We start from the raw sequence: 16,431 nt of genomic DNA on the forward strand, positions 1-16,431 counted from the left end.
TCCGCGATTTGTTCAGCGGTTGAATTAAATGGCGACGATGTGGCAGTGTCAAGAGGTGAGAAGCGCCAGCACCGCCGGGGCGGTCCGGCAGGGCAGCCTGCGCGAGTTGAACCTCGCTGTCGTGCTCCGGCGGATCGCCGCCGCCGACCGGCCGCCCTCCCGGGCCGGGATCGCCGCCGGCACCGGCCTGACCCGGGCCACCGTCTCCGCGGTCGTGGACGACCTGATCGCCGGCCGGCTGGTCGCCGAGGCGGAGCCGGAGCCGCGTACCGGGGCGGGCCGGCCGGCCCGGGGCCTGGTGCTCGCCTCCGACGGCCCGGCCGGGCTCGGCCTGGAGGTGAACGTCGACTACCTGGCCGCCTGCGTCGTCGACCTGACCGGCACGGTCCGGCACCACCTGGTCCGCCGTGCCGACCTGCGCCCGGTCTCCCCCGCCGACGCGCTCGCCCGGCTCGCCGCGCTGGCCGCCGAGGCGCGCGCCGCCGCCGTACGCGACGGTCTGACCCTGGCCGGGGCGGCGCTCGCAGTGCCCGGCCTGGTCGGCGACGGCGGCCTGGTCCGGCTCGCGCCGAACCTCGGCTGGCGCGACGTGGACGTGCCGGCGCTGCTCGCCGGGCACCGGCTGGCCGAGCCGGTCGACGGGGTGCCACCGCTCGTGGTCGACAACGAGGCGAACCTGGCGGCGCTCGGCGAGCTGTACGCGCGACCGGCCGGACCCCGCAGCTTCCTGCACATCACCGGCGAGATCGGCATCGGCGCCGGGATCGTGCTGGACGGCTCGCTCTACCGGGGCGCGCGCGGCTGGAGCGGAGAGATCGGTCACTTCCCGGTCCAGCCGCAGGGGCGGCCGTGCCGCTGTGGCGGCCAGGGCTGCCTGGAGCGGTACGCGGGCCAGGAGGCGATCCTGGCCTCGGCCGGGCTGCCCGGCGCGGAGCTGCCCGCCGACACCGCCGCCACCCGCCTCGCCGACCTGGCCGGCGCCGGCGACCCGGCCACGCTCGCCGCCCTGGCCGACGCCGGCGCCGCCCTCGGGATCGCCGTGGCGGGCGTGGTGAACCTGCTGGACCTGGACACGGTGGTGCTGGGCGGCGGATACGCCCCGCTCGCGCCCTGGCTGCGGCCCCCGGTGGTGGCGGAGGTATCCCGGCGGGTGCTGACCGCCGCCTGGGCGCCGGTCGAGGTGCGCCCGGCGGTGCTCGGGGCACAGTCCGCCGCGGTCGGCGGAGCCGGCTCGGTGGTCCGCCGGATCGTCGACGGGCCGGTGGGCTGGCTGGCCCGGAGCGCCTGATCCGGCCCGTCCTGGACGGGCATTCCGTGCCTGCGCTCGGTACGCTTGCCGCCAGGCAACCTGTTCGCCGAGCGAGGAGTGCACCGACAGCATGCGCAGGGGTCGACTGACCGAAGCGCCCGGCCACCTGAGGTGACCGCCGCGCGCCGGGGCGGTGTCGCGGGGCCGGTGAGCGGCGGTGGGCACGCCTGGAGGAAGCGACCCCGGCGGGTGGCCGGGGCCGCGCTCCCGGCTGACGACCGGCTCGCCCAGGAGCTGCTGGACGGGCTCGCCGAAGCGGTCGTGACAGTCGATCCCGCCGGCGTGGTGGCCCTGGTCAACGCGATGGCCACCGACCTGCTCCCGGAGCTTGCCCCCGGAGTCGACCTGGCCGGGTGCCGGGTGCCGGCGCTGGCCGAGGCGGCGCGCGCCGGGTCGGACACGTTCGAGACGGAGCACCACGGCCGGCGGTTGCGCGGGCTGCGGCGCCCGCTGGCCGCCGGGCGCGGCGCCTGGTACGTCCGCGACGTCACGGAGGAGCACGCGCGCACCGACGCGCTGCTCGCCGAACGGTCCCGGACCGCGTTCCTCGCCCAGGCCGGCAGCCGGCTCGGGCTGTCCCTGCACCGGGACCAGACGCTGCGCGCCACGGTGACGCTGCCGGTGCCCTACCTGGCCGACGTCGCAGTGGTGGTGCACCGCCCGGCCCCGCCCGCCGAGGACCAGCCGCACTGGATCCGGTACGCCACCGGCGAGTCCGGCCCGGTCACCGGCGTGACCGGCTGGCGCACAGTCGAGTCCGTCCCCGGGCTGGTCGAGGCGCTCGACGGCGACCGCACCGAGCCCAGTCCCTGGCTCGACGCCGAGCTGGCCGACCTGGCCGAGGTGCTGCCCGCCGGCTTCGGCCGGCCGGGCACCGTGCTGATCAGCCCGATGCCCAGCGCCGGCGGCCCGGCCGGCGCGCTGGTGCTGGCCCGCCGCCCCGAACGGCCCGGCTTCGACCAGCGGGAGATCGCGCTGGCCCGGGAGTTCGCCGGGCGCGCCGGCGCCGCGCTGGCCGCCGCCGAGTTGTACGGCGAGCAGGCCCACCTGGCACGGGTGCTGCAGAACAGCCTGCTCCCGCCGGAACTGCCGCGCCTGCCCGGCATGACGCTGGCCGGCGGTTACCGCGCCGCCGGGGACAGCCTGCGCATCGGCGGGGACTTCTACGATGTGTTCCCCACCGGCGAGGGCGGTCTCCTCGCGCTCGGCGACGTCTGCGGCAAGGGCGTCGGCGCGGCCGTGCTGACCGGCCGCGTACGCCAGTCGCTGCAGACGCTGCGCCTCGTCGAACAGCGGCCCCGGGAACTGCTGGAGCTGCTCAACCGGGCGCTGCTGGACGCGCCGGACGCGGCCCGCCGGGCCCAGTTCACGACGCTCCTGCTCGGCGCGGTACGCCGCGAGCCGGACGGCGGGCTGCTGGTCCGGGTGGCCGGTGGCGGGCACCCCGCCCCGCTCGTCGTCCGCGCCGACGGCGGGATCGAGACGGTCCGGGTGGGCGGAATGCCGGTGGGCGCGCTCACCGCCGCGCGGTTCGCCGACGCCGAGGTACGGCTGGCACCGGGCGACCTGCTGCTGGCGTACACCGACGGGGTGACCGAGGCCCGGGGCGGCCCGACCGAGCTGGCCATGTTCGGCGAGGACCGGTTGCGCCAGGCGGTCGCCTCCGGCGCCGGGCTCCCGCCGGCCGCGCTCGTCGAGCGGGTGCTCCAACTCGTCGACGAGTGGCTGGACGGGCAGCCGCACGATGACATCGCCATGCTGGCCCTGGCCGCCGGGTGAGCCCGGAGCGCCGGATCGGGCCGGAGACGCTCGCCGCCTATCTCGATCACCTGGACCGGGCCGACCGGGCCGGCGCTATCGCGCTGGCGCAGGAGCTGCTCGCCGACGGCGTCCCGGTCGCGGACGTCCTGGTGGACCTCGTCGCGGTGGCGCAGCAGGAGATCGGCCGCCGCTGGCTCACCGGTTCCTGGAGCGTCGCCCAGGAGCACGCCGCCACCCATGTCAGCGAGCTCGTGGTCGGCGCGGTGGGCGCGACCGTCGGCCCACCGCGACGCGGGCACGTGGTGATGGCCTGCGTCGAGGGCGAGTGGCACGCGCTGGCCGCCCGGATCGTCACCGAGGTGGTCCGGGCGGCCGGCTGGCGGGTGACGTTCCTGGGCGCCAGCGTGCCGGCCCGGCACCTGGTCTCCTACCTGCACCAGACCGGCCCGGACGCGGTACTGCTGAGCTGCGTGCAGCCGAACCGGCTGGTCCGGGCGGCGCGGATGGTGGAGGCGAGCCGCGCGGCCGGGGTGCCGGTGCTGGCGGGCGGCCCCGGCTTCGGGCCGCAGGGCCGGTGGGCCACCACCATCGGCGCGGCGGCCTGGGGCGCCAGCGCCCGGGACGCCGTCGCGCTGCTGGACCGACCGCTGCCCGCCGGCGCGCACACCGGCGCGCCGCCACCGCCACCCGACGACTCGTACGTCGCGGTGCTGCACCGGCGGCGTGAGCTGGTCCGGCTCGCGCTGGCCGCGGTGGACCCGCCCGAGGAGACCGCCGAGGACGTCGCCACCGGCATCGCACACCTGGTGGACGCGCTGATCGCGGCCGTGCGGGTCGACGACGACCGGCTGCTGCGGGACTTCGTCGAGTGGCAGGCGGAGGCGCTGACGTCCCGGGGCGGCCGGGCGCTGCTGGACGACGTGCTCGGCACGCTGGAGCGGGCGCTGATCGAGCATCCCCGGGTGGTGGCGCGGCTGCGGGCCGTCCGCCGGGCCAGGTGAGTCCAGCGGGCCGGGTGAGTCAGGCGGTACGGGCCACCGGCGGCTCACCGGACGGGCGGGCCGGGTCGCCGATCCACTCCCCCGAGGGCTGCAGCACCGGCCAGCCCTCGGCCACTGTCGCCTCCCCGCGCCGGCCGACCTGGTCGAACTCGCGCATGCCGCCCAGCAGCGCCAGCCGCCCCTCCGGGCTCATGCCGGCCAGGATCCGCTCCAGCCGGCGCCGCCGGTCGGCGCGCAGTTCGGCGAGGAGCCGCAGGGCCGCCGGAGTGAGGTGCAGGGAGATCTCCCGCCGGTCGTAGCGGCCCGGCTCGCGCTCCAGCATTCCGGCGGCCACCAGCCGGTCGCAGAGCCGGCTGGCGGAGGAGAGCAGCATGTCGGTGAGGGTGGCGAGCCGGCGGAGGTTGATGCCGTCATACTGCTCGACGACCATGATCGCGCGTAGCTGGGCACTGGACAGCCGGCTGGTGGTGCGCTCCCGGGCCGCCTCCCAGACGGCGAGCAAGGTGCCTGCCGCCTCGTCCAGGGCGGCGGACATGCTCGGTTCAGGTCCCTGGGAATCACGCTCTTCGGTCATGGTGGGCCCGAGACTACTCCCCGGACCTGCGCGGCGACCTGTGCAAAGGAGCAAAGATGAGCGGAGCTGAGGGCCGCGCGCGCCGGGTCCTGACGGACGCGCCGACGGATCTCATCGTGGACCGGCTCGCCGCCGAGCTGGCGCGCACGTACGGGATCACCCGCACCGAGCTGTACCAGGTCGACTACCGGCTCGCCGAACTGCTGCCGCTGGGTGACGGCGCGACGGTCGCCCACCCCGGCCATCCGGCCTGGCGCGCCTTCGACCACCAGGAACCGGTGATCGCCGACGAGGTGGGCTGGTTCCCGGTGGGCATGCGCGGCGAACGCCGGGGCGTGCTCCAGGTGTCGCCGATGCCGGCCGACCCGGACGCGCGCCGCGAGCTGGTCACCATCGCCACGGTGCTCGGGCACGAGCTGAGCGCGGTCATGGCGACCACCGACATCTACGGCACCGCCCGGCGCAGCCGGCGCCTCACGCTCGCCGCCGAGATGCAGTGGGAACTGCTGCCCGGCCGCAGCCGGATCCGCCCGTCGTTCAGCCTGGCCGGGCAGCTGGAACCGGCGTACGCGGTGCGCGGGGACAGCTTCGACTGGTCCGACGACGGCCACCGGCTCTGGCTGGCGGTCTCGAACGGTTTCGGCGAGGGGGTGGCCGCCGCGCTGCTCGCCTCGCTCGCCACGTACGCGCTGCGCAACGCGCGCCGGGCCGGGCTCTCCCTGGCCGACCAGGCCGCGAGCGCCGATCAGGCGATCTACGCGCAGCACCGGGGCCAGCAGCACGTCTCGGTGCTGCTGGTCGAGCTGGAACTGGCCACCGGCGCGTTGACTGTGGTCGACGCCGGTTCGCCCCGCCTGCTGCGGCTGCGGGCCGGCGAGGTCAGCGAGCAGGCGCTGGACAAGCAGTTCCCGCTCGGCATGTTCGAGGGCACCGACTACCAGGAGCAGACGTTCCAGCTGAAGCGCGGTGACCGGCTCTTCGTGGTGAGCGACGGCGTCATCGACGCCACCACCGAGCAGACGCGCTACGGCGAGGCGGCGCTGGACCGGTTCCTGCGCCGGACCGGGCCGATGGAGCCGCTGGACGCGGTGCGGTCGCTGATCGGCGACCTGCGGGCCTTCGTCGCCGGTGACCTGGTGGACGACGCGGTGGTGGTCTGCCTGGACTGGCTGGGCCCGCAGCCCTGACCCGGCCCTCTCAGTACGCGCCGCGGCTGTTGATGACCGCGCCGAACGTCTTCCACAGGATGGTCAGGTCGGCGGCCAGCGACCAGTTCTCCACGTAGTACAGGTCCAGCCGGATGCCGTCCTCCCAGCTCAGGTCGGACCGCCCGCTGACCTGCCAGAGGCCGGTCATGCCGGGCTTGACCAGGAGGCGTCGCGCCACGTCGCCGTCGTAACGGGCCACCTCGGACGGCAGCGGCGGGCGCGGGCCGACCAGGCTCATCTGGCCGAGCAGCACGTTCACGAGCTGGGGCAGCTCGTCCAGCGACCACTTGCGCAGCAGCCGGCCCACCCGGGTCACCCGCGGGTCGTCGCGCATCTTGAACATCAGGCCGTCGGTCTCGTTGCGCGCGGCCAGCTCGGCGAGCAGGGCGTCGGCGTTGACCACCATGGTGCGGAACTTGAAGACGCCGAACTCCTCGCCGCCCTGACCGACCCGGGTCTGCCGGAACAGCACCGGGCCACGGCTGTCGATCTTGATGGCGAGCGCGATCACGATCAGCAGCGGCGCCAGCACGAGCAGCGCGATCGACGAGATCGACCGGTCCACGAAGCCCTTGACCAGCTTGCGGGCGCCCCGGAACTCGGGCGCCTCGACGTGGATCAGCGGCAGGCCGGCGACCGGACGGGTATGGATACGGGGGCCGGCCACGTCGGTCAGCGCGGGCGCCACCACCAGGTCGACCCCGGTGCCCTCCAGCTGCCAGCCCAGGCGGCGCAGCCGGGTCGCGGTCAGCTCACCGGAGGCGGTGACCGCCACCGTGTCGGCGCCGATGGCGGTGGCCGCCTCCGGGATGCCCCGGAAGGAGCCGACCACCGGCACGTCGCCCAGCCGCTGCGGCACCGGGGCGAGCAGCGCGTCCGGGATGCACGCGCCGACCACCTGGTAGCCCGCGTACGGCTCCCGGCGCAGCGTGTGCACCAGCTCCAGCACGTGTGCCGTGTCGCCCACCACGAGCACCTTGCGCGACCAGCCGGCGCCCCGGTCGCGGGCCCGGTGCAGCCGCTTGCGGGCCGCGAACCGCGCCACCTCCAGGCCGACGGTGCCGACGGCGAAGGAGATGGCCAGGAAACCCCGGGAGACGCCGACGTCGGCGATGTACCCGGCGATGGCGATACCGCCGGCCAACCGCATGCTCGCCGCGCTGACCCGGCGGTACTCGTCCGCGCCGTAGCCGAGCACCTGGTCGTCGTAGCACCGCATCGCCTTGAGCGAGACGAGCCAGACCAGCAGCAGCGCCGGGGCGACCACGACGTACGGGATCTCGGACCCGGTCGGCTCCTCGTCGCCGAACCGCGCCAGGTAACCGACCAGGATGGCCACCGCGAGCACCGCGGTGTCCAGCACCACCAGGACCCGGATGTAGGCCCGCTCCGCCGCTCGTGTCGTCTTGCCCGGGCGATCACCACCGGGTCGCGACGTCGTGGCAGGGGTCAACAGCGTCGCCGAGGTCACCGGCCCTCCCCACTTCGCTCAGGACCGCCCCGTCCCCGCCCGGCTCCGGTGTGGAGCCCGCGGTCGAGGCACCCGGTCATCATGCCTGGACAATTATGGTTACCGATTGATTCGGACGCATTACCGTCAGTTCTCATCCCACGCTTTGAGCCGGGAAGCCTTCCGCCGTACCGGATTTCCCGGTACGGCGGAAGGGTAGCGCTGAGCGCCAGGTCAGCGGGGGGCGGGCGGCCGGAGCGCGATCGCCCGGAGGAAGATCTCGCCGATCTTGCTGGGGTCGGTGGTGACGAACGCGCCGCCGCCGGTGACCTTGGTGATCGACTCCAGCTCGGCCCGGTTCACCTCGGTGCCGATGCCGATGATGACGACCTGGACCGGCTGCTCGTCGTCCTTCAGCTTCTTCAGCTGGTCCAGCAGCTCCTTCTGCGAGATGCCGTTGTCGTCCTCGTTCTTGCCGTCGGTGAACAGCACGATCGAGTTGACCTTGCCCGGCTCCCAGTCCTGCTGCACCTTCTTGTACGCCGCGAGCATGGTGTCGTACAGGCCGGTGTCGCCGCTGGAGGGCTTGATCGAGGCGAGGCCGCGCTGCAGCGCCCCCCGGTTGCTCGACAACGGCTTTATTCCGACCAGCTCGCTCCAGTCCTGCGAGCCCTGGAGGTTCGTGGAGAAGGTCCACAGGCCGATCGACCAGGAGTCGTCGAAGAGCCCGAGGCCCTGGCTGGCGGCCGCCACGGTGACCTGTTCCCGGCTGGCGCCGTTCGCCGTCGCGACCGGCTTCTTCATCGAGCCGGAGACGTCGATGACGCAGAGCATCCGGCCCGACTGCGTGGCCACCGACCAGGTGGTGGTCGCCGTCGAGATGGCGCCCGGGTCGAGGTCGGCCGCGCCGCCCTGACCGGACGGCGGCACCTGGCTCGCGCCGCCGTTCGCCGGGCTCGGCGCGCCCGTCGGGGCCTGGAAGCCGCGCCCCCAGTTGCCGTCCGGCGCGCGCAGCGCCTGCGAGGCCAGCCGGTCCTTGAAGTCCGGCGTACGCAGCACCTCGAAGAGCACCCGGGCGGCGGACGCCTTGGCCGGCTCGATGCCGGGCAGCACCGCGAACGGGTAGTCCAGCGGGATCGGCACCGGCTCCAGGTAGAGCGCGGCCAGCCGGATCGGCGGCTTCGTGCTGTTGTAGGCGATCACGTCCTCTTCGGACAGCGCCGCCGCGCCCAGTCCGTTGGCGATCGCCGTCGGGTCCGACGAGCGCGGGAACCGCGCGAGGAGGTCCTGCCGCAGCGAGGAGCGGTTCGTCGCCAGCGCCCGCAGCGCCCCGACCATCGCCTCCTGCGCCTTCGGCGAGCCGGACTCGCCGGTGGAGCTGGCCGCGGCGGTGAGCGACAGCAGCCCGGACAGGCCGGCCGCGTCCTGGGTCGGCTCGACGATCCCGGCCCGCAGCGGCTTGCTCGCGGTGACCTGGGTCAGCAGGTCGGACCACCGCAGCTTCTTGTCCGGCCAGCCGATGCGCGAGGCCACCGGCTCGGGCAGCGCCACGACCACCGGGCTGCGCGCGATCGAGGCGCCGTTCGTCGGCGCGAACGCGCTGGCGCCGCCGCTCTTGAGCCGGACCAGCCAGGTGGAGGAGTCGGGCACCCAGACGTCGGGGGTGACGGCGGTGCCGCTGGCCTGCCCGACACCGGCGAGCGTGGCGCCGTGCTTGCTGGCCACCGCGGCGGCCACCTCGACCGACTCGGAGGAGGAGACGTTGACGGCGATGCAGGTGCCGCCCACCGCGGCGCCGTCGGAGACCCACTGGTCGGCGGCGCTACGCACCGCGGGGGCGATCTCCGGGGCGGTCGCCACCGACAGCTCGATCCGGCCCGAACAGTTCGGGCCGGCCAGCTGCTGGTAGCCGAACCAGGAGCCGCCCACGACGGCGACCAGGGCTACCGCCACAGCGGCGGCGCCTGCTCCACGGAGGTTGGAACGCATGCGATGGCGGCCAGACACGGTGACCATCTTGCGTACCTCGTGGGGTTACCACCACAACCGTTCGGACGAAAGTTACGCAGCAGAAACAGTTGATCACCTAACCCATACGCTAAGTTACTGGTCAGTCATCTTTGGGTGATATCAGTCCACTCCGGACTGTTGTTTCGGTGACCGGTCGATCACGGCAGAAAGCAGGTCGGGCTCGGTACCGGAACCGGTTCCCCCACCGCCTCGGGCACTCCACTGACCGGATCGACCCGAAAGATCCTGATCATGTCGGCCCGCTCGTCGGCGACGTACAGGTGGTCCCCGGCGAACGCGAAGTGCCGCGGCCACTCGCCGCCGGTGTCGACCTCGGCCACCAGCTCCGGCGCGGCGCCGTCGAGCGCGAAGACCGCCACCGTTCCGACGCCCCGGTTGCCCACGTAGAGGAAGCGCCCACCGGGTCCCACGCTCACCTCGGACGGCTGGACGTGCCCGGCCCGCCCGCTGGCGTCGACGCGCGCCCGCTCCCGCGGCCCGTCCGGCGTCAGGTCGTACGCGGTGACGGTGGCGTCCAGCTCGCCGACCAGCCAGCCGCGCCGCCCGTCCGGGTGCCGGGCCAGATGGCGGGGCCCGGTGCCGGGCGGGGTGCTCAACCGGGGTTCCCGGGGCGTCAGCCGGCCGGACCCGGCGTCGACGTCGTACCGGTAGACCGAGTCGGTGCCCAGGTCGACGGCGAGCAACGGGCCGCCGGCCGGATCCGGCGAGACCATGTGGCAGTGCGCGTGCTCCTGCCGGTCGGGGTCGGGGCCGTGGCCGTCGTGCCGGACCAGGTCGGTGCGCTCCCCCGGCACGCCCTCGGCGTCCAGGCCGAACACCGCCACGCTGCCGCCGCCGTAGTTCGCCACGAACAGGTGCCGCCCGTCCGGGGCCACCGCCAGGTGACAGGGCTCGGCCCCGCCGGAGGGACGCTCGCCCAGCGGCGTGAGGCCCCCGTCCGGCGCCACCCGGAACGCGCTGACCCGGCCGTCCGGCAACTCGTTGCACGCGTACAGCACCGGCAGCGCCGGATGCCGGGCCAGGAACGACGGCGACGGGGTGACCGCCACGACACCCAGCGGCGTCAGCCCGCCGCTCGCCCGGTCCCGCCGGGCCGCGACGACGCCCTCGCCCCGCCCGCCCGTCTCCGCCGTGTAGCCGCCGATGTGGACGATCTCGTCCTGCCCGGTCACCGCTCCCACCTTCCGTCGGTCCTGTCTCCGCAGATCCAACCAGAGGCTTCCCGGTACGGTGCCCGATCAGTCCCGCGACGGCCGACGGGATTCCCGGCGGGCGGCTCAGCCCACCGGCACCGGCTCGCCGCGCTGCCGCGCCACGTGCTCCACCAGCGAGATCAGCACCAGCTTGCCGGACTGCCGGTCCCGCGCGTCGCAGAGCACGAGCGGGACGTCCGGGTCCAGGTCGAGGGCGTCGCGTACCGCCTCCAGGCCGAACCGGCGGGAGCCCTCGAAGCAGTTGACGCCCACCACGAACGGGATGCCCCGCTGCTCGAAGTAGTCGATGGAGGGAAAGCAGTCGGCCAGCCGCCGGGTGTCGGCGAGCACCACCGCGCCGAGCGCGCCGAACGCCAGCTCGTCCCAGAGGAACCAGAACCGGTCCTGACCCGGCGTGCCGAACAGGTAGACCTGGAGGTCGTCGTTGATGGTGATCCGGCCGAAGTCCATCGCCACGGTGGTGGTCGACTTCTGCTCCACCCCGGAGACGTCGTCGGTGTCGAGCCCGGCGCCGGTCAGCACCTCCTCGGTCTGCAGCGGCCGCACCTCGCTCAACGCGCTGACCAGCGTCGTCTTGCCGGCGCCGAACCCACCGGCGATGAGGATCTTCAGTGCCAGCGGCATCTGGGGCGCCCCCGGCTCCCGGTCATAACGCACGGAGTCCACTGACCACCGCCTTGAGGATGTTGTCGTCGGGCAGGTACGCGGTGGCCGGTGGCCGGTGCACCGCGACGAAGCCATGGGCGAGGAGGTCGCCGAGCAGCACCCGGACCACGCCCACGGCGAGGTCCAGGTCGGCGGCGAGATCGGCCACGGCCTTGGGCCGGCGGGCCAGTTCGATCAGCCGGCGGTGCTCCGGCTGGAGGCCGGGCGTGCCGGCCGGATCGACGTCAGGGGTGGCGAGCACGAAGGCCAGCAGGTCGAAGCCGTCCACCGGCGGGCGCACCCGGCCCCCGGTGAGCGTGTACGGGCGCACCACCGGACCGGCGTCGGCGTCCAGCCACTCGTGCTGCGGCCCCGGGGAGTCAGCGCGCATCGGCCGGCCCCCCGCCGCTGCGCGCCGGCGCGGCCAGGTTCTCCCCGACCCGGATCACCAGCATCGCCATCTCGTACGCCACCAGGCCGATGTCGGCGTCGGCGTCGCTCGCCACCGCCAGGCAGGCGCCCTGCCCGGCGGCGGTCACGAACAGGTAGGCGGACTCCATCTCCACCACGGTCTGGCGGACCGCGCCGCCGCCGAGGTGCCGGGTGGCGCCCTTGGCCAGCCCGGAGAAGCCGGACGCCAGCGCGCACAGGTGCTCCGCCTCGCTGCGGTCCTGGTCGCTTGAGGCGCCGAGCAGGAGCCCGTCCGCCGAGAGCACCACCGCCCGGCGCGCGGCGGGCACCCGGTCCACCAGGTCGTCGAGCAGCCAGTCGAGATCGGCGTTCTGCCGCGTCGTGTACACCACTAGGCGTCCCTCTCAGTCGCGGTTCGGTCCTCCGCCACCGGCAGGGCGGGCTCCACGGCCGGCCCCGGCGTGGCGGACGGCGTACCGGTGTCAGGCTTTTCGATGGTGGCCGGATCGGCGTCACCCGCCGGGTCGGTGGTGCGGGAGCCGTCCCGGCGTCCCCGCGCGGTGCCCGCCTGCAACGCCGACATGGCCCGGCGCGCCTCCTCCGGCGTGCGGTACGCCGGGGCGTCCACGACCGCCGCGCGCGGACGCGCCGACGCGCCGCGCCGCCGGATCCGGCGCGGCAGGCCGTCGCCGTCGGCGGGTGGCTCCACGGTCGAGGCGCGCGCGGACTGCAACGGGACCACTGTGTTCTCCGACCGGTCCCGTCCCAGCCGGTTCGGGCGCCCCGGACGCGGCACCGTGGCCAGCCGGGTCACCTTGGCCAGGCGCCGCCGCTCCGGCCCGGCGGGGCCGTCCGCGCCCACCGGCGGCTCGTCGGTGATCAGGTCCGACGGTACGAACACCGCGGCGACGATCCCGGCCGGACGGGCCGGGCGCAGCTCCACCCGCACACCGTGCCGTGCGGCCAGGCGCGCCACCACGAACAGCCCCAGCCGGGCGCTGTCGGTCGGGTCGAACTCGGGCGGCTCGGCCAGCTTGCGGTTGGCCGCGGCCAGGGCCGGCGCGGACATGCCCAGCCCTCGGTCGGTGATCTCGATGGTGTAGCCGCCCGGGACGGTCCGGCCGGTGACGTCCACCCGGGTGCCCGGCGGTGAGTACGCGGTGGCGTTCTCGATCAGTTCGGCCAGCAGGTGGATCACGTCGCCGACGGCCCGGCCCAGCACCCCGGCCGGCGCCACCTCACCCACGTCGACCCGGTCGTACGCCTCGACCTCGGAGATCGCGCCGCGCATCACGTCGACAGCGGCGACCGGCCGGCGCCAGCCCCGCCCGGGCGCGGCCCCGGCGAGGATGACCAGGTCCTCGGCGTGCCGCCGGAGCCGGGTCGCCAAATGGTCGACCTGGAACAGCCCGGCCAGCTCGTCCGGGTCCTCGGTACGCCGTTCCAGCCGGTCCAGCAGCGCCAGCTGCCGGTGCACCAGGCCCTGGCTGCGCCGGGCGAGGTTGAGGATCACCTCGTTGAACCCCCGGCGCAGGCTGACCTCGTCGATCGCGGCGCGCACCGCGGTGCGGCGCACCTCGTTGAACGCACGCGCCACCTGGCCGATCTCGTCGCCGCCGTGGTCCAGTTCGGGCGCCTCCCGGGCGACGTCGACCTCCTCGCCCCGGCGCAGCCGGGCGACCACGTCGGGCAGCCGGTGCTCGGCGACCTCGGTCGCGGCGGCGCGTACGCCGGTCAGCCGCCGGGCCAGCGACCGGCCGACCCGCAGCGCCACGAGCACGCAGACCACTATCGCGACGAGCCCGAGCACACCGGCGGCGGCGAGCTGGACGAGGATCCGCGTCGCCATCGGCACCGACCGTTCGGCGAGGGCGTCCGCGCCGCGCAGCTCGAAGTCGCGCAGGCTCTGCCACACCTCGGCGTGACTGGCCTCCCAGCCGGCCATGTCGAACCGGGCCGGCAGCCCGGGCGAGCGGATCAGGGTGTCCTGGAAGGCGCGCATCTTCACGAACCCGGCGGCCTCGGTCAACCGCTGGTACGAGCTCCGCTCCCCGGCCGGCAGGTCGGCCACCGCCGTCTCCGCCAGGAAACGGTGGTTCTCCAGGGTCCGGACCAGCTGCTCGTGCTCGCCCTCGGCGTACCGGCCGGCGGTGACGGCGCCGGCCAGCAGCGCGTCGGCCTGGCCGAGCAGCTCGCGGGAGCGGCCCAGCGCGGTGAGCGCTGTCGCCTCCCGGTTGAGCTGGGCGTCGGGCAGCGCGGCCATCGCGCCGAACGCCTGGAACGCCGAACCGATCATTCCGCTGTAGAGGCCGACGGCGCCGGACCGGTCCACCTTCCGGTCGTCGATGAAGGCGCGCCCGGCGGGCAGCGCGTCCAGCGCCGAGACCAACTGGTCGAGCCGGGCGTCGAGCTGCTCGTCGGCGACGTCGCGCAGGTCCTTGCCGTCGACCTTGCGGCGCAGCTCGACTATCGCGTCGTCGGTGCGTACCCGCTGCTCGGCCAGCGCCGGCAGGGTGCCGCCGCCGGCGAGCTGGACCACCGACAGCCGCCGCTCCCGCTGCAGCTCCGCCACCACGCTCTCGCCGGGACGGCCGAGGTCGTAGAGGAGGGTACGGGCGGAGAGCAGGTCGAGGGCGGGCCCGAAGGTGAGCGTGGTGGCGAAGATCCACAACGCCAGCAGCCCGGTCACCGGGCCGATGACCAGCGCGGTCAGCTTGGCGCGGATCGGCCAGTCACGGGTGTTCAATCAGACCTCGCCCGGGAAGGTGTCGCTCGGTGGCGCCGGCAGCGGCCGCCGTTTCGCCGGCCACGACGCCGGGCCCCGGCCCGGACGCCTTGGGCAGGATACGTAATCCGGGGCGGATGCACTACCGGCCGTCTCGGCTCTCGCTACGGTCCGAGACGGGCACGACGGGCTCAGTCGGACACCGGACCGGCACCGGACGGCGACCGCGACACCGCGCCTTTTTCCCGACCGGGGCGGAAAGTGCCGCGCAACGGGATTGGCGATCACCCGCACGAGGGAATACCAGCGTGCGAAGGAGGAGCCATGTCGTCCACCCAGGTAGTCGTCATAGTCATCGTCGTCCTCGTCATCGCCGCGCTCGCCGCGGTCGCCGTGGTCGCCAGCCGGCGGCGCGCGCTGCGGGAGCGCTTCGGCCCGGAGTACGACCGGGTCGTCGCCGAGCAGGACAGCCGCAGCGCAGCCGAACGTGAGCTGCGTGAGCGCGAGCGCCGGCACGCCGAACTGGAGCTAACCCCGCTGAGCCCGGAGTCGCGGGCCCGCTACGCCGCCGCCTGGGAGGAACTCCAGGTGCGCTTCGTCGACTCGCCCGCCGAGACCGTCGGCGAGGCGGACGAGTTGGTCAGCCGCCTGATCGCCGAGCGCGGATACCCCACCGGGGACTTCTCGGACCAGATCGCCCACCTCTCCGTCGAGCACGCCCGTACCCTCACCCACTACCGCGACGCCCACGAGATCCGGCAGCGCAACGAGCGCGGTGAGGCCGGCACCGAGGACCTCCGGCAGGCGCTCGTGCACTACCGGGCCCTCTTCGCCGACCTGCTCGGTGAGGACCCGGTGCCCGCGTCCACGCAGCAGCCGGAGCAGCCGGAGCAGCGCCACCCCGACCACGACCACGACGTCACGAGCCGCTGAGGAGGCCGCCGCCATGCGCCAGGAAGAGCAGCAGGTCACGCAGGACCACCCCGAGGCCGTCCGGTCCGCGCCGGTACCGGTGCCGCAGCCGGGCGACCACGCCGACGGTCGGCACGACGCCGACCGGGCCGACGTGCCCGAGGACGTGCTCGACGACCGGGGCACCTTCGACGACCCGGCCGTCGCCGACGATCGCCGCGAGCCGGGAGCCGACGATCGGCGCGACGACGAGATCGACGAGACCCGCGCGTACGACGCGGGCGAGCTGAGCGACGCGGGCGACCGTACCGACGACGGGCGCGACGACGACGGGCGTCCCCCGTTCCACGAGCCGGCGCCGCTGCCGACGGCGTTCGGCGCGGCCACGGTGGGCGACGCGGTCGCCGCGTCGGCGCTGGCCAGCGCCCGTCCGCAGGACGAGCGCGACGCCCGCGACGAGGACACGGCCGTGCCGGGCGACGGCGCGCCGGGCCGGACCGACGCGCTGGACGACGAGCGGGCCGACCCGACGGCCGGGGACCGCCTGCACGACCGGGACCGTTGGGACGCCGAGCACTCCGACGCCGACGACGCGGACCGGGACGACGCGGCGGCCGACGGTGTCGTCCGGGGCGACGCGGCGGCCGACGGCGCGGTCGGGTACGGCAGCGCCGAACCGGGTCTGGTCGACCCCGACGCCGAGCCGGTCGCCGCGACCGACGAGGACGCCGGCCGGCACCACGACCGCGTCGACCCGGACACCGCCACCGCGGCGGCGGCCGGCGCGGCAGCGGCCGGCACGACCCTGGGCGGGGCGGACCGGCCCACGCCGGGCACGGTACCGGCCGACGCCGCGACGCTGTTCGCGCCGGAGGCGGCGCAGGGCTTCCGGGACCGCTGGCGCGACGTGCAGCTGCGCTTCGTGGACGACCCGCGCGCCGCTGTCGGCGAGGCCGAGTCGCTGGTCGAGGAGGCGATCGAGGCGCTCTCCACCGCCCTGCGCGAGCAGCGCACCCGGCTCGGCGCCTGGCAGGAGTCCGGCTCCACCGACACCGAGCAGCTCCGCGTCGCCGTGCGCGGCTACCGCGACTTCCTGGACCGCGTCCTGGGGCGCTGAGGCCCGCCGCTGAACCCCACTGAGCCCCGGCCGGCGACCCGGCCGGGGCTCAGTCGCGCCCGGACCGAACAGC

Annotated in this window: 14 protein-coding genes; 6 read left to right on the forward strand and 8 right to left on the reverse strand. The window is 74.9% G+C overall.

All coding sequences use genetic code 11. The annotated features are described in order from the left end of the window. Nucleotides 1-28 precede the first annotated feature (28 nt). The 3 genes from MicB006_RS20200 (at nucleotide 29) to MicB006_RS20210 (ending at nucleotide 4,071) form a co-directional block, all read left to right on the forward strand. On the forward strand, nucleotides 29-1,288 hold the full coding sequence (locus tag MicB006_RS20200; protein ID WP_116508185.1) for an ROK family protein: 1,260 nt from the start codon (nucleotides 29-31) through the stop codon (nucleotides 1,286-1,288). Between the two features lie 210 nt (nucleotides 1,289-1,498). Further along, entirely contained in the window at nucleotides 1,499-3,088 is a 1,590-nt protein-coding gene (locus MicB006_RS20205) for a PP2C family protein-serine/threonine phosphatase (RefSeq protein WP_225980427.1), read from the forward strand. Continuing rightward, nucleotides 3,085-4,071: a B12-binding domain-containing protein gene (locus MicB006_RS20210; RefSeq protein ID WP_116508187.1), complete on the forward strand. Its 987-nt coding sequence runs from the start codon at nucleotides 3,085-3,087 to the stop codon at nucleotides 4,069-4,071. The genes MicB006_RS20205 and MicB006_RS20210 overlap by 4 nt, the downstream gene beginning before the upstream one ends. Nucleotides 4,072-4,090: 19 nt before the next feature. Here MicB006_RS20210 and MicB006_RS20215 read toward each other — a convergent pair whose 3' ends face one another. Further along, a complete protein-coding gene (locus tag MicB006_RS20215; RefSeq protein ID WP_116508189.1) occupies nucleotides 4,091-4,606 on the reverse strand; it encodes a MarR family winged helix-turn-helix transcriptional regulator in 516 nt (171 codons plus the stop codon). Nucleotides 4,607-4,701: 95 nt separating this feature from the next. Between MicB006_RS20215 and MicB006_RS20220 the strand changes: the two genes are divergently transcribed. Continuing rightward, nucleotides 4,702-5,832: a PP2C family protein-serine/threonine phosphatase gene (locus MicB006_RS20220; RefSeq protein ID WP_116508190.1), complete on the forward strand. Its 1,131-nt coding sequence runs from the start codon at nucleotides 4,702-4,704 to the stop codon at nucleotides 5,830-5,832. Nucleotides 5,833-5,842: 10 nt separating this feature from the next. Here the strand turns inward: MicB006_RS20220 and MicB006_RS20225 are convergent, their stop codons facing one another. The 7 genes from MicB006_RS20225 to MicB006_RS20255 form a co-directional block, all read right to left on the reverse strand. After that, entirely contained in the window at nucleotides 5,843-7,324 is a 1,482-nt protein-coding gene (locus tag MicB006_RS20225) for a sugar transferase (RefSeq protein WP_073830581.1), read from the reverse strand. A gap of 213 nt (nucleotides 7,325-7,537) precedes the next feature. Further along, on the reverse strand, nucleotides 7,538-9,292 hold the full coding sequence (locus tag MicB006_RS20230) for a substrate-binding domain-containing protein (RefSeq protein WP_192900107.1): 1,755 nt from the start codon (nucleotides 9,290-9,292) through the stop codon (nucleotides 7,538-7,540). A 179-nt stretch (nucleotides 9,293-9,471) separates the two neighbouring features. After that, nucleotides 9,472-10,506, reverse strand: coding sequence for a lactonase family protein (locus MicB006_RS20235; protein WP_192900108.1), 1,035 nt, complete (start codon nucleotides 10,504-10,506; stop codon nucleotides 9,472-9,474). 105 nt (nucleotides 10,507-10,611) lie between these two features. Next, on the reverse strand, nucleotides 10,612-11,214 hold the full coding sequence (locus MicB006_RS20240; protein ID WP_073830578.1) for an ATP/GTP-binding protein: 603 nt from the start codon (nucleotides 11,212-11,214) through the stop codon (nucleotides 10,612-10,614). Next, entirely contained in the window at nucleotides 11,195-11,584 is a 390-nt protein-coding gene (locus tag MicB006_RS20245; protein ID WP_116508196.1) for a DUF742 domain-containing protein, read from the reverse strand. Before MicB006_RS20245 ends, MicB006_RS20240 begins: the two co-directional genes overlap by 20 nt. Next, on the reverse strand, nucleotides 11,574-11,996 hold the full coding sequence (locus tag MicB006_RS20250) for a roadblock/LC7 domain-containing protein (protein ID WP_116508197.1): 423 nt from the start codon (nucleotides 11,994-11,996) through the stop codon (nucleotides 11,574-11,576). The genes MicB006_RS20245 and MicB006_RS20250 overlap by 11 nt, the downstream gene beginning before the upstream one ends. Continuing rightward, nucleotides 11,996-14,350: a nitrate- and nitrite sensing domain-containing protein gene (locus MicB006_RS20255; RefSeq protein ID WP_116508199.1), complete on the reverse strand. Its 2,355-nt coding sequence runs from the start codon at nucleotides 14,348-14,350 to the stop codon at nucleotides 11,996-11,998. Before MicB006_RS20255 ends, MicB006_RS20250 begins: the two co-directional genes overlap by 1 nt. Nucleotides 14,351-14,653: 303 nt before the next feature. On the opposite strand from MicB006_RS20255, the gene MicB006_RS20260 reads away from it, so the two are divergent. Together MicB006_RS20260 and MicB006_RS20265 are read left to right on the forward strand one after the other, a co-directional pair. Next, nucleotides 14,654-15,262, forward strand: a complete 609-nt coding sequence (locus MicB006_RS20260; protein ID WP_073830573.1) for a hypothetical protein — start codon at nucleotides 14,654-14,656, stop codon at nucleotides 15,260-15,262. A 13-nt stretch (nucleotides 15,263-15,275) separates the two neighbouring features. Then, nucleotides 15,276-16,358: a hypothetical protein gene (locus MicB006_RS20265; RefSeq protein WP_116508201.1), complete on the forward strand. Its 1,083-nt coding sequence runs from the start codon at nucleotides 15,276-15,278 to the stop codon at nucleotides 16,356-16,358. Nucleotides 16,359-16,431 lie beyond the last annotated feature (73 nt).

Origin of the sequence: Micromonospora sp. B006, from assembly GCF_003408515.1 — a bacterium.
Lineage (GTDB): Bacteria > Actinomycetota > Actinomycetes > Mycobacteriales > Micromonosporaceae > Micromonospora > Micromonospora echinospora_A.